We start from the raw sequence: 13478 nt of genomic DNA, 5'->3' as shown, positions 1-13478 counted from the left end.
AATAATCTAAGCATACTATTATACAGGTATTTAGATGAACAGAGTGACGCCGGAATCCCACACACAATGTAGAATCGTGCTGGGCCAAAGATTCTTGGTGCGATAAAACATCCAGCCAAAGATCAGGCCAAGTGGTAACACGTTGGCGATGTTAATGAGCCAAGCGCCCAACGTCAGACCTTCCAGATAGTAAAGTGGAAAATGACTGATCTGAAATAAGATTGCTTGGATAATATTGGCGGTGACAATCCCGTATCGCTTCATCAAGAAGTTCATGAGGAACCCGCGAAACAAGAACTCTTCAATCAAGCCGGCGCCCAAAGTCACACTCAAGAACTCGCCGCTTTTGAACGGATTGGGTTGAATGTAAAAGCCATGGTGGGCACCAAACATCAAGAAAAACAGATAGGCAATGAACATTGCCAACACGACCCAAAATACGGTCGGAAAGTTTCCGTTATAAAGTTTGCGTTTGTCAATCCATAATTGGGCGTTCGTCCGACTGATCCAGAACAGTCCCAGACCAACCATGATCACGGCTTTGATCCCCAAACTAACCAGATCGCTCGCCATCCCTGTCGTGTAGTGATGCTCAATGAAATTGATAAGTTCGCGACCGAAAAACCAGAGTACAATCAGAAACACATAACTCAGGTAAAAGGTCGTCATCGACCAGGTTCTTCTCAAAATGTTGCCTTCCGTTTCGTCATATTTAGGGTTTGATTATATCACTATCCGAGAACAACCAGAAGTGAGCGACAAACCAAAAAGGCCGGTACACAATTCACAAGAATTGTGTGCCGACCTTCTCAATGGTCATGATTAACTATCAGTTTCAACCCAGTGCTTTAACAGGTAGACACTTCCAACAGATTCCAACGCCGTGAACCCAAGCAAGTAAATGGTTGCGTAATAGAGACTCATATCACTGTTCGTATCAGAACTAAAGAAGTGATTCATCACGCCATCTACCCGATTTTCAATGATCGAGAATATATACAGGAATGCCACGATGACGACAATGTACAAAATAAATCTGAAGAACTTTTGTCTAGAATCTGGCAGAAACGCGGTTAGAGCGTTCCCAGTTAAGTGGATCAATGTGATCGACGCCCACAAAAGAAGGGTCATGGCAATTGCCAGTAAAATCGTACCAATTGTCAAAAGAATCATATTCTTTACAAAGTTTGGCCTATCCGAATGCATATAGGTGTAGTGAAACATCTTCTTAAATTGAGCACCAAAATCGCCCCAAAACGGAATCGCAGCGATCACCCACAGAACTACCTGGGTAATGCCGGCGTACACCATCCCGATGAACGAAGATAGCAGGTTAACAGAGTATAGCTTGGTGTCACTTGCCGGAATTAACCGGTAGGCGTCGCTCACGAAAATGTGCTCACTGTTCCGAGACATCAACACAAAGGCAACGATGGCGACAAATACCGAGTACGAAAGTGTGATGGCAAGTGGCGTATCGGTCTCCAGATCTCCGCGATAAACTTGATAAATCAGCGTTAATACAATGGCAATCACATCAATTAAGACAATCCGGTTCATGATCCGCAACTTGGGCCGAGTGAGCGATTTAAGTAAGTCATAGAAACTAGTCATCGATATCATTCCCTTCATAAATACTTTCGTAATAGTGTTCGATTCCTTCAGCGTACTTTGAACGAATCTCTTCGGCACTCTTCTGTGCGTAAACTGTTCGGTCTTTGATGATCACGACTTCATCCAAGATACTGGCAATTTCGGAAACGTAATGATCGGAAACCAGAATCACGGCGTCATCACTCTTCCATTTGATGATACTCTGAATGATTTTCTTCCGTGACATACTATCAATCCCGCCAAATGGTTCATCTAACAGATAGACCTTGGTATCACGTGACAACGTCAATCCGATAATCAGTTTCTCTTTCATCCCTTTAGAGAGTGCTGATAACCGTAAACCTTCATCAATCTGGAGGAAACCAGCCATTTCGTTATACTTTTTGGTTGAGAAATCCGGGTAGACGTCCTCATAGAAACGGATAATCTTATCAATTCGCATGCTGGGATTAAATCCATTCAACTGTTCACTGAAGCTAATGGCTGATTTCTTGTCTGGAACGCCATCCGTGCCGGCCACGGTAATGCTGCCGGAAGCGCCTTTGGCAACCCCGGCAATCAGCCGCATCAATGTCGTCTTACCAGCACCGTTTTCACCGAGGAGGCCAACGATCTTGCCCATCTCAATGTTTAAATTAACATCTTCCAAAATACTTCGATAATTTCTCCGGTAATTCAAATTCTTGATTTCAATCGTGTTTGTCATGATTGCACCTGCTTTCTCTTATTGATATAATCCTGCAAATAATCGACAATTTCCTCATCGCTCACATTAAGTTTGCGGAGGTTTTCATATAAATCCTGGAGTTGTTCTGTAATGAGGAGCTTTTTGAGTTTTTCAATCGTTTCCCGATCCTCCGTCACAAAGTTACCCTTGCCACGCTGAGGTTCAATAATTTTCTCTGAAATCAGCTCGCCTAATGCTCGTTGGACGGTATTGACATTGACGGTAAGGTCAACGGCCAACTGCCGGACAGCCGGCAGCTTGTCACCAGGGGCCAACTCACCCACGATAATTTGGCGATAGATATAATTCTTAATCTGGTAGTAAATTGGGATCTTGTCATCGAATTTCATTGTCCCACCTCCCTAGTGTTATATTTTACTATTACACTATAACGCCATTTTGGCAAAAGGACAAGGAAAACCATTATTATTAATCATCTATGCAAAAAAACCGCTACACAGCTACGCGCAACGGTCTTGATAAATCAATTTTTATTAACAATCTTGCCACCATCCATGTGAATCACTTCGTCACTTAGATATGCAATATCTTCTTTATCATGGCTAGCAAGAATCACGGTACTCCCAGCATCGGCAATTTCTTTGAGTGTCTTTCTCAGAAGCCAAGTGCTTTCTTCGTCCAAGCCATTCGTTGGTTCATCTAACAAAAGTAGCTTAGGCCGTTCGAAGATCGCTTGAGCAATGCTTAACTTCTGCCTCATTGCCAGAGAGTAGTTAGCAACTTTCATATTCCAGTCATCTTCAGTTAAACCAACCCTTTCAAATGCAGATTTGATATCCTCAATCGTTGCAACTTGGTTAATTTTGGACAATGTTACCAAGTTCTGGAGTCCTGAAAGGTCTTTGGGAAAAGTGGTGTTCTCAATGATGAGACCCATCCTCTCAGAGAAATCCAGTGTTTCATGAGGAACTCCTTCATCCACAATTACTTGTCCTGATGTTGGAATTAGCACCCCAGTAACCACTCAAATCAACATAGTCTTCTCGGAACAGTGAATACAATTATGGTATCATTCGATGCATGGTGATAAAATGATGAATCTTCGAGATAACTTAAAGAATTTCACAATTACCATTTTTTATATCCTTGAATTTACACTTTAAGTGCAACACTAATTAAATAAAGAATGGCCCATGGCCAAATTTCTGTAAAATGATGTTTGCGAAAACAATCATGAAAGGAATTTAGCCATGGATCACTACAAGCATATTACCATAGATGAACGGGAAACTATCTTTTTAATGAGGAATCATGGAAACTCACTTCGTGAGATTGCCAGCCATATCAAGAAAAGTTACTCAACCATTTCTCGAGAATTAAGCCGTAATTCTACTGGTAAATCCTATTCACCTTCGAAGGCTCAGGAGAAGTACAAACAGCGCAAAGGCAACTGTGGCAGAGTCTCTCTTTTGAGTAATCCTCAGGTGGTTGAAGTGGTGAGAGAACACTTCTGCGAAGACCTTTGGTCTCCGGAGGAAATATCGAATCGCTTGGCAGTCGAAAAGTATCCGGTGCAGATCAGTACCACGACTATTTACCGTGGGATTTTCAATGGCTTATTTGATAATTTGTTTAAATCTGGCAGCTCTAGTGCCGTGCGCCATCTAAGGCATCACGGCAAGTCTCGCCACAATAAAGCTTATCAAGAAAAGCGAGGCAAGATTCCAATCCCCAACAAGATTCATGATCGTCCGCGAGAAGCTGACAACCGTGTAGAAATTGGTCACTGGGAAGGTGATACCGTGTTAGGCAAAAGCGGAAAGGCTTGTGTCGTTACATTGGTTGATCGAAAATCTCGTTACCTGCTTATTGGTAAGGCTGCTAAAAGAACTTCAGAAGCAGTCACGGATACTTTGAGCGACTTAATGAAGCTATGGCCTGGTAGATCGTTAACGATTACCCCGGATAGGGGTAAAGAGTTTGCCAAAGTTCAATGTTTAACTGATAAGTTTGGTACGCCCTTCTACTTTCCCGATCCTCACTCTCCTTGGCAACGAGGAACTAACGAAAATACTAACGGCTTGCTTCGCGAATATTTGCCAAAAGGAACTGACCTTGATTCAATTACTGACCGCCGGATACAAGCATATGCAGAACAAATGAATAATCGTCCCCGTAAATGTCTCGGATGGAAAACGCCTTATGAAATATTCTTTAATGTAGTGTTGCACTTAATTTGACAATTCAAGTCTTAATAAAAAGAAAACCGCTGCATCAGTACCTGCAACGGTCATCCAAAAGCCATCAAAATATGGCGATCTAAGATTAGTTGTCGCTCAAAATCGACTCAACCTAATTCCTGACTCGAACTACCCTTACTAAACACTTAAGTAAAAAGTAGAATTCTTAAAATGTACTAGTAATGAATGTCGAGAACAACAAATGTAATATAGATTGCTGCTAATATTAATATAACCAATCCCAACAGAAGAATTATTTGCATAATTGTTGGCTTTGTTCGCCTTTTCCCCAATAATTTTATGAATACGGATGTTACCCCTATTATCAAAAAAACTATAGCAATTCCAATTAGCATTAGTTGTCTCCTTAACTCAGTTTTTGATTAATAGTTTTTATGAGTAAATTACAGTTTACTTTGACTGGTTGAAGTCAGAGAAGCAATTGGAAATTCATCCGTAAGTGTGATCCGACACCCACCTTTTGATTTTCCATTATTAATCATTGTTTTCACATCCGATTGTGCTGATCCTGATCTTACTGACAGAATACCTCCTGCCCCTGCACCAAAGATTGCGCCAAATAATCCCGCCGAAATTACGCCCACGACGGCTCCTCCGGTCACCAACTCATCTTGAATTAAACCATAATACGTACGTAATTTTGCTAATGCACTGGTTGATCCTGCAAAATCATTGACTCCACCCTTGACTATCTTTTCATGAACACTCGCAGGCTTTGTAATCGAACGCAGCCCTACTTCATTAGTAGCCCCTGCATCGTTGAACTGAATATCTGCTTCAGCACCATCATATTTATTTAATAAATCTTGCATTTTTGCGCTCAATTGATCCTCGGGCAAGTTTTACTGAGATAATAACTTACATTCCTTAGAAAATTCTTTCCACTGCTCATTAGAATTGGCTACCGTAACATTTTGATCCGAAGCCTGATCTGTATCCGAAAATTTTGTGGTGCTGTCACTAGCCACCAAGGATCGGGCAGAACTATCTGCATTGACGGTTGATATGTCTTGAACCGCCATGGAAGATAACAACACCGCTGACATCATGGTTACACCTATACGAATACTTTTCTTTCTTGTTTAATACTAAAAACCTCCAAAATATGAGTAGATTTATTTATATTTCAAAACCCATTATTTCGGAAAAGTACACACATCGCAAGAAAGGATTGCTTGCGCAAGTATTGCTTGATATTAACTGAGCTTACAAAAAGTTCATCCAATACTTTTGATAATATTCACAAAGCTTTTAAACGACATTCACACATTATTCACACGTATACTGTCGAATGTATTTATGATACTATTTGACAAATGGAGGTAAAATGATAAATCTTGGAAATAATTTAAAAGAGTTTCGCCAATACAATGAGCTTTCACAAGAAATTATTGCATGCAGATTAGGGGTTAGTCGTCAAGCAATCTCCCAATGGGAACACAACCTCACATACCCTGACATCGAAAATTTGGTAAGATTAACACAAATTTTTGATTGCGATATTAACGAATTGCTATTCTAAAAAGGAAAAATGCAGCCAATCATTTAAATAAAGCTCTCAAATTTCACTAAAGAGGTTCCACACATTAGATATGTCAGGTGTGGAGCCTCTTTTCTAATTGATTTTTCTGACCAGTACATAAACAATTATTACAAAGTTCGCCGTATAGGTGTCAGTGAACAAGTCGTCAATTGATGATTCGCTATGAGTAGAGTAACCTGTTTACGGCATTGTTAATTATGGACCAACCCCGGCAACTCTTTGCCATTGGCATCGATTGCCAAGCGAACCAAAACAAGCTTGCTGGAATCCACCGGCAGGCCGTCAATGTAGATTTCCCGATGCTCATTTCCGTGCAGACGAGTGAAGCCCTGCTTTTGGATCGTATTGTCCAAGGTCTTCAGTGCTTCACTATCCGAGGTTACAGCACCGGTATTAATGGTCTGAATTTCAATGCCTTCAGCCAAATGCTCAAACTTGATTTCTCCCAAATCAAAATCTGAGAAATCAATCTGAGTTAAGGCAGCGTCGAAATCCTTTTCGTTAATGAATAACGGCTGCTTAATCCAAATCTTAAAGTCTTCACCGTCTCCGGTATCAGTCCAAACCGCTTGAACCGGGTATGGGCGGTATTCTTTGAAGCCCTCGACCGGAATCCCCTTCTCAGGGCCACCGCTGATTGTCTTGGCAACTTCTGCAGCCGCATTGGCCAGCCGTATGAAGTCAGGGTCGTCCGTGTGCTGGGTCGCATGCCCTTCGGCAGTTACATAACTTCGTGTGGTTAGATCAACAAAGCTCGGTTCTTTATCTCGACTGTACTCATCTGGTTCGAATGTCTCCCAATTAAACATATGAATTCCCCCTTTGATTTCGCGGTCAATATAAGCTAAATCGGCGGGGAAAGCAAGCAAAGGGCTCTTATTCGGACTGTAACGATTATCCAAAAATGACAATTACCGCAACGAAGATCAGGACGGCGACGGGGAGGATGACTGAACTATTATAATTCATAAATCCCCAAAAGTTCATTTGATCATGATTACTTCCGATGACAATCTTTTTCTGCAGCCGCTCGTCGCCCTTAATCAAGCTGTCCAAACTAACCCCAAATAAATCACTTAACTGAATCAACCGTTCAATATCCGGATACGCTGAACCAACTTCCCATTTAGAAATCGCTTGGCGGCTGACATGCAGCTCTTCGGCCAATCGATCCTGGGTCCAGCCCAACTTTTCACGTTCTTCTTTAATGCGTTGTCCCAACACCATGTTAACCACTTCTCTTCACAAATTTGATTGTTATTATTATGCCATTATTAGTCGGGTGATGCACGCTCATCTTAAGGGCGATGGCGTGCAACCAGTCGTTGCGGACGATAATAATTTTTAACAATGCTTTTGATTGCTTTCCATAGCCGACCACTTATAATTAAGGTGAATCACGTAACCGCTTTCATTTATTAAGGGGGATTTTATCATGACAATCAAAAACGTAACGGTTGCAGGTAGTGGGGTTTTAGGAAGCCAAATTGCTTTCCAAACAGCTTTTAAAGGATTCAACGTCACAGTTTATGATATTAACGAGGATGCCATTAATGCCGCCAAGGAGCGAATCAAGGGGTTGCGACACAGTTATCGGCATGACATTGCGGCCACCGATGCCGATTTCGAAGCTGGTTTATCACGAATCAGCTATACTTGGGATTTGGCAGACGCAGTTAAAAATGCTGACCTGGTCATCGAAGCCATTCCAGAGCGACTAGACATCAAGAAACCGTTCTACAACAAGATTGGTGAGATGGCACCCAAAGAGGCCATCTTTACCAGTAATTCATCAACGTTGGTTCCAAGTGCACTGATGGAAGATACCGGCCGGCCGAGCCAGTTCTTAAACATGCACTTTGCCAACCAAGTTTGGCTGAACAACACCGCTGAAATAATGGGATCGCCAAAAACAGATCCAAAAATCTACGATGAAATTGTCGAATTTGCTCGAAACATTGGCATGATTCCAATCGAGTTAAAGAAAGAACAACCCGGCTATATTCTGAACTCACTGTTAATTCCACTGTTGAGCGCTGGTGAAGAACTTTGGGTAAAGGGGGTTGCCGATCCAGAAATGATTGATAAGACCTGGATGGCAGCCACCGGTGCACCAATGGGTCCATTTGCCATTCTGGATGTCGTTGGCATCCGGACCGCTTACAACATCACTGCGACCCAAGCCAAGAGTGGCGAAGATCCAAATGCTCAAGTTCTCGCTGACAAACTCAAGGAATTACTGGATGCCGGCAAGCTGGGAATGGAATCCGGCGAAGGCTTCTACCACTATCCAAATCCAGCATATAAAGATCCAGACTTTTTGAAGATTTAAGAAGCAACGTGCCAATGAACAAAAACGCTTCAGGAGAATTTTAGTTCTCTTGAAGCGTTTTTGTTCATTGGCAATTAAATTCTGTGGTTAAAGATTGCCCTGATTATTTTGTAAATGATCCAAAGGATACCAGCCGTGATCGCAAGACTGATTACTCCGGCAACAATCGAAAAGTTCATAAGAATACTCCCATGTTGAGATAATTTAAAGTCACATCTTTAGGTTATACTAAAAAGATATTCTGGGTCAAGAAAGCATCCCTTTCCCCAAACGAGGTATTGTTCACAGAATTTTTCCCAACCACTTACATCAGAAATACCAGAATTTTTATACAAAACGATAATTAATTATTGTCTTGCAATAATTAATTTCCGCGTTACAATAATATCAAAAGGGAGTGGTTACCATGATTAAGAAACAACCAAATACGTTCATCAACTTTTTATACGTCATCAGTCTGCTAAGTGTGGCTTCATTATTAATTGCAATGGGAACTTTGGCACTTGTCTTTGTGATTGCTGGAATCGTTTATCTACTAATTCCATCTGCTCGTACCGGGATTTTTCACGATATCATTAGTGGAATTGGCGGATCGACGAACATTTGGGTGATCTGCTTATCATTTGCATTATTGCTCATTATATTGGGATTAATTACCCTTGTCTCATTTTCAGTCTTCAAGCTGATTGCAAATGTCCGTCGAAACATCTATTTCAAGCCAATTAATTTAAAATACATCCAAGGTATTCTTTGGGGGTATGGGGGTATCATTTTAACCAACTACTGTAGCGGAGTCTTAGCCGACACCTATAATATTAACTCATCGTCGATTTCATCCGACCAAGGAGGCGACGGTACCTCGCTACTCATTTGGTTTGCCCTCTACGTGATCTATGTAATGTTCAAATATGGTATCGATCTTCAAGAAGACTCGGACAAAATTGTTTAGGCGGTGGTGTCTTTGATCAAAGTAAATCTAGACAGAGTGTTGTTGGATAAACAAATCACTTCAAAGATGTTGGCAGCAGAAATTAATATTACCCCAGCCAACCTATCGATTCTTAAAACGGGGAAAGCCAAGGGGATTCGCTTTGAGACTCTGGCAAGAATTTGTAAAGTTTTGGACTGCCAGCCAGGAGACATTTTGGAATATGTTCCGGAGTAGAATACTGAGCAGACATTAGGAAATGTCAGAGCGAGATAATCGTCAAGTCATCAGCTCCACAAATATAAAGACCAGTTTCTACATCTACCACTGTAGGTGTAAGGAACTGGTCTTATTCATTCGTGTAAACATAGCGAAATATTTACTTGGATATATTTAATCACTATTATGGATGCGCATTGCTCGCTATTCGTTTGGTTTTCCAATAATCAAGCCATACCAATTAATTCTGGAAGTACTTTTAGTTGATGCGGAGTCTTTTACATTATTAAGCATATAAATTCCCAGTCGATATCCGGACAACTCATCACGTTTTTCCTGTGTATACCCGGCTTTAGCAAGCAACTTTTTGACACCAGCCAGTTTTTGAGCATTAGATTCATTCCGATGACTCATTAAGTAGTTAATAACCGGCTTGAAGGAAACAATGTCGGAATATCCTTTGACAGGATCAGGATCAAAATCGTCACCATCCCACCCTGGGTCACGCATAATACCATAATTGACTGCTGCATAATATGAAAGCTGATAGTCAACAGGCGTGTTGGGGAATAACTTAATGATAGCCCAAACTAATTTTTGGTGATTATTATCCTTAATATAGCTTAAGTAATCGCTTGTGTTATCAAATTCAGAAGGATACACAATCACATTCCCATGATAATTTTTTGAACGCCCTTTAGCCATTTGACTAGCCTTCACGTACCCGGAAATTGTACCATTCTTGGTATCCACATCTGTGTAATAATACCATTGCTGGTTACCATTATGGCTAACTAGAATAGAATGCCTTCGAGAAAATGTTTGATTCGTATAATGCTTTAGATTTGCTCGTACCTTTGTGTGTGACCAATTCCAAAGGTAAACGTTCTTTTGTCCGCTTGCAACATGATACTGGCCTCCTGCATATTGAGGTTGGCCATACCGCTTCTGAAGAATTTGATAGCCTGTTGGATTAAATCCCGCTTTTAAATAGCCCTTCCAAATCCATCCCCGTTTTGAATTCATAGTGGAATAATTGGTAACTTGAATCCAGTTATTGTTCCCTTTGTAACTGCCCGTCGCCGTCTTAAACCAAGTGTAAGTTGGATAATTCTTCAAATTATAAAGCTTCTTAGTGTGCGTATCGTTCCAAATGTATGCATTCTTCTTAATATTCTTGGCGTGAACAGCGACATTGCTGAACTTATTGTAATTGAAGTCATTAATGTATTTGATATTCTTAAAGGCAGATTGTGGTTGCTTCACGGCATCAACCGTTTGGGAACCAACACCACCAATCAAAAATGCAAAACTTAAAGTTATTAACATCAATACTTTCTTCATCTTCGACCCCTCAACTTGTTGGTTTATCACATCTTATTCTGTGACAGAGTTTGATCCGTTCAACTGTTTCTCAGCCATAATTATCAGACATTGGGCTTTCTTTGTCAAAATTACCGTCACTGAATATTCAGATATGACGCAAGACAAAATAAAAAAGTTACCTTAGATTTACGTAAGGTAACTACTTGCGCGGATTTATGTTTTGTCTCTCCAAGTAACAAGAATTACTAGGACAGGAATAGAGATCACGTTTCCCATTGCAGACCGATAGTGACCAAAATATGCAGTGAGGCCGGCCAAGATAAGCAAAGCAATGGTGATTATTAGATTTTTAGTCTTGAGTTTCATGATTTAAGGATATCAAAAATTACAGGTTGTTACATCCCTACTTGCCGCTCTTAAACAACTTCCTAAACAGGAAAAAGTTAACCAGCCCAAGCAAAGCCAACATCCCAAATGCCAACCGGCTGCCGACGACGATGTTTTGCACATAAGACAGGGTGTAGATGTGTACCGAGGTCATCATAGTCGCAATGACCGTTGTTCCAAGCGATCCCGCCAACATATTTCCGGTGCCGTATATGGCATTGGCATCCTTCTGTTCATCTTTTGGCAAATGTTTCAAGCCATAGGCCATGCTATTGCCAAACGCCATCGAACGGCCCGTTGCGTAAACCGTGTACAGAATGGTAATCACCAAAACGGACATTTGTTGACCCATTACCATCATAATCACAATTGGAACGAGAAACAGCGAATTCCCCAGATAAAGAGGTAGTTTGCCGCCAAATCGGTCCAACATCCATCCATAAATCGGCTGTCCCAATCCATTTAGGACACTCCCGGGCAGCAAAATCAGCCCAGCGATAAAGGCACTGGCGCTGTTCACAATCTGCACATAACTTGGCAGCATGAAGTTCAGGCCGATGTTTGAATACTGCAGAAAAACATAGGGTAGAAAACTAAACAGAAATACCGGTCGTTTGAAGACGGACAGTTTGAATAATGCTTTGTGACTGGATTTTGACAGCCAGCCGAACAAGCAAAATGAAGCGGCACTGACCACCATGTAGCAGATGAATTTAACTAAAAACCCACGCTGGCCCACAATATTAAAGCCCATGAGCAGGGTAATCATTGCTAACGCCAGCACACCGAACCGCAGCCAGTCAAACTCATAGTGTTCGGTCGGCGTATACTGCTTGATAATGAAGATCCCCAACAGCAACAGAACCAGGGTAATCGGCACGGTGATCCAAAAAATCATCCGCCAGCTGGCAAATGACACGACCGCCCCGCCGAACATTGGCCCCAACGCTGGTGCAACCAAGACGATCAAGTTGGCCATCCCCATATAGGTTCCCAATTTGTGGGCGGGAACGACGTCTAAAATAATGTTATTCATTAGTGGTCCCGTCAGGCCAACACATCCCGCCTGGACCAAGCGCCCCACCAGTAGCGTCCAATAATTTGGCGCCAAACCGCACATCACATCCCCGGCAATGAACAGCAGTGCTGCTGACACAAAGAGCTGTTTGTTGGTGAACCGCCGTTTCAAAAAGGCTGAGGTAATCGTCAATAGCGCCACCATCAGCAGATACCCCGTGGTGACCCATTGAACGGTGGGCAGGGAAATGTTGAACTGGTCCATCAAAGTTGGGAAGGTAACGTTCATCGATGTTTCAGTCAGCACTCCCATAAAGGTCATGAATGCCACGACGGTAATCACCAGGAATGGATGCTTTTGGGCGTTCTCATTTTGTTCATTAACAGTGGAATCCACGGTGTTGCCCCCTCAAAAAGTCGTATAGTCGAATTAACTCGCAACTAATATACTACCATTTATCGGGGAGCATCGACAATTAAATTTGTGGGGTATCAATGACCTCAAATACTTCGCAGACAACGGGGCTTTCCAGTGAAAACGACTTGCCACGAATCTTGGCTTGCTTCCGGAAAAGCTGTTTGTGGAGTTGCCGCCAATATTTCAGCGAACGATTCCCTTCGCCTTCCAAATAGGCGTGTTCTTGAGATACCCATTTGAATGGGACAACCTCGACAACTTTTAGCTGAACAATGCAGGCCGGATCGCCATTCCGCTTGAGTAACATCCGATAGTCGCCGACCTTTGGCACCACCTGGTCGGCATCATAAAAATCAAACCAGGAGCTGGCAGCGGTCTTCTGTCCACGAACTACCATTTCAACCAACATATCAGTTGAATTGGGCCGGTTGGTAAACGACCAAGTTTCAAAATTAGTTTTCTGGGTGCGGCTGCGACGCATAAAGTCTTCCCAGTAATCGGTTGCATCCATTTTCAAAATATCCATATGCATTCCTCCGTTCATTTATGATTGATGGACATAGTTTACTGTGGCGAGCTTAAATGAAGCTTATGTACAAAAAAGTTCCCGCACGCCTGCAGGAACTTCCATTTCATTTCATCATTATTTTCGATTTCTTCTATACTATGTGTCAGGTTTCCCCTGGAAGCATTTCTACTTCTCACTATGTCATCCAAATCTCTGAGTTGGTCGGATTATTTAATC

Annotated in this window: 16 protein-coding genes; 5 read left to right on the top strand and 11 right to left on the bottom strand. The window is 41.9% G+C overall.

Annotation, left to right across the window (positions count from 1 at the left end):
* Positions 1 to 30 precede the first annotated feature (30 nt).
* The 5 genes from KE627_RS06405 to KE627_RS06385 form a co-directional block, all read right to left on the bottom strand.
* Positions 31 to 687, bottom strand: coding sequence for a CPBP family intramembrane glutamic endopeptidase (locus KE627_RS06405; RefSeq protein ID WP_041805784.1), 657 nt, complete (start codon positions 685 to 687; stop codon positions 31 to 33).
* 135 nt (positions 688 to 822) lie between these two features.
* Entirely contained in the window at positions 823 to 1614 is a 792-nt protein-coding gene (locus KE627_RS06400; protein WP_013729043.1) for a hypothetical protein, read from the bottom strand.
* Positions 1607 to 2320, bottom strand: a complete 714-nt coding sequence (locus tag KE627_RS06395) for an ABC transporter ATP-binding protein (protein WP_013729044.1) — start codon at positions 2318 to 2320, stop codon at positions 1607 to 1609. Before KE627_RS06395 ends, KE627_RS06400 begins: the two co-directional genes overlap by 8 nt.
* On the bottom strand, positions 2317 to 2691 hold the full coding sequence (locus KE627_RS06390; RefSeq protein ID WP_013729045.1) for a GntR family transcriptional regulator: 375 nt from the start codon (positions 2689 to 2691) through the stop codon (positions 2317 to 2319). The genes KE627_RS06395 and KE627_RS06390 overlap by 4 nt, the downstream gene beginning before the upstream one ends.
* Positions 2692 to 2825: 134 nt before the next feature.
* Complete coding sequence (locus tag KE627_RS06385; RefSeq protein ID WP_225424207.1) at positions 2826 to 3314, bottom strand: ATP-binding cassette domain-containing protein; 489 nt, start codon at positions 3312 to 3314, stop codon at positions 2826 to 2828.
* A 238-nt stretch (positions 3315 to 3552) separates the two neighbouring features.
* Between KE627_RS06385 and KE627_RS06380 the strand changes: the two genes are divergently transcribed.
* Entirely contained in the window at positions 3553 to 4542 is a 990-nt protein-coding gene (locus tag KE627_RS06380) for an IS30 family transposase (RefSeq protein ID WP_056939308.1), read from the top strand.
* Positions 4543 to 4946: 404 nt separating this feature from the next.
* Here KE627_RS06380 and KE627_RS06375 read toward each other — a convergent pair whose 3' ends face one another.
* Positions 4947 to 5375, bottom strand: a complete 429-nt coding sequence (locus KE627_RS06375) for a hypothetical protein (protein ID WP_056938829.1) — start codon at positions 5373 to 5375, stop codon at positions 4947 to 4949.
* Between the two features lie 515 nt (positions 5376 to 5890).
* Here KE627_RS06375 and KE627_RS06370 point away from each other — a divergent pair.
* Positions 5891 to 6085, top strand: coding sequence for a helix-turn-helix domain-containing protein (locus KE627_RS06370; protein WP_013729048.1), 195 nt, complete (start codon positions 5891 to 5893; stop codon positions 6083 to 6085).
* Positions 6086 to 6297: 212 nt separating this feature from the next.
* Here the strand turns inward: KE627_RS06370 and KE627_RS06365 are convergent, their stop codons facing one another.
* Positions 6298 to 6915, bottom strand: a complete 618-nt coding sequence (locus tag KE627_RS06365) for a hypothetical protein (protein WP_013729049.1) — start codon at positions 6913 to 6915, stop codon at positions 6298 to 6300.
* An 85-nt stretch (positions 6916 to 7000) separates the two neighbouring features.
* Positions 7001 to 7333: a helix-turn-helix domain-containing protein gene (locus tag KE627_RS06360; RefSeq protein WP_013729050.1), complete on the bottom strand. Its 333-nt coding sequence runs from the start codon at positions 7331 to 7333 to the stop codon at positions 7001 to 7003.
* Between the two features lie 208 nt (positions 7334 to 7541).
* Here KE627_RS06360 and KE627_RS06355 point away from each other — a divergent pair, with 208 nt between their 5' ends.
* From KE627_RS06355 to KE627_RS06345, 3 genes are all read left to right on the top strand, one after another.
* Complete coding sequence (locus KE627_RS06355) at positions 7542 to 8438, top strand: 3-hydroxyacyl-CoA dehydrogenase (RefSeq protein ID WP_056938831.1); 897 nt, start codon at positions 7542 to 7544, stop codon at positions 8436 to 8438.
* 406 nt (positions 8439 to 8844) lie between these two features.
* On the top strand, positions 8845 to 9387 hold the full coding sequence (locus tag KE627_RS06350; protein ID WP_013729052.1) for a hypothetical protein: 543 nt from the start codon (positions 8845 to 8847) through the stop codon (positions 9385 to 9387).
* A gap of 6 nt (positions 9388 to 9393) precedes the next feature.
* Positions 9394 to 9603, top strand: a complete 210-nt coding sequence (locus KE627_RS06345; protein WP_172874381.1) for a helix-turn-helix domain-containing protein — start codon at positions 9394 to 9396, stop codon at positions 9601 to 9603.
* 186 nt (positions 9604 to 9789) lie between these two features.
* On the opposite strand, the gene KE627_RS06340 is transcribed toward KE627_RS06345, so the two are convergent.
* From KE627_RS06340 to KE627_RS06330, 3 genes are all read right to left on the bottom strand, one after another.
* The gene (locus KE627_RS06340) at positions 9790 to 10929 is read right to left on the bottom strand and encodes a hypothetical protein (RefSeq protein WP_056938832.1); all 1140 of its coding nucleotides are present in this window, start codon (positions 10927 to 10929) and stop codon (positions 9790 to 9792) included.
* Between the two features lie 385 nt (positions 10930 to 11314).
* Complete coding sequence (locus KE627_RS06335) at positions 11315 to 12712, bottom strand: MFS transporter (RefSeq protein WP_013729055.1); 1398 nt, start codon at positions 12710 to 12712, stop codon at positions 11315 to 11317.
* A 79-nt stretch (positions 12713 to 12791) separates the two neighbouring features.
* Positions 12792 to 13259: an ASCH domain-containing protein gene (locus KE627_RS06330; protein WP_013729056.1), complete on the bottom strand. Its 468-nt coding sequence runs from the start codon at positions 13257 to 13259 to the stop codon at positions 12792 to 12794.
* Between the last annotated feature and the right edge of the window lie 219 nt (positions 13260 to 13478).

The organism is Lentilactobacillus buchneri (assembly GCF_018314255.1).
Lineage (GTDB): Bacteria > Bacillota > Bacilli > Lactobacillales > Lactobacillaceae > Lentilactobacillus > Lentilactobacillus buchneri.
Note: the sequence above shows the minus strand (reverse complement) of the source record. Positions and strands in the feature narration are given on the sequence as shown.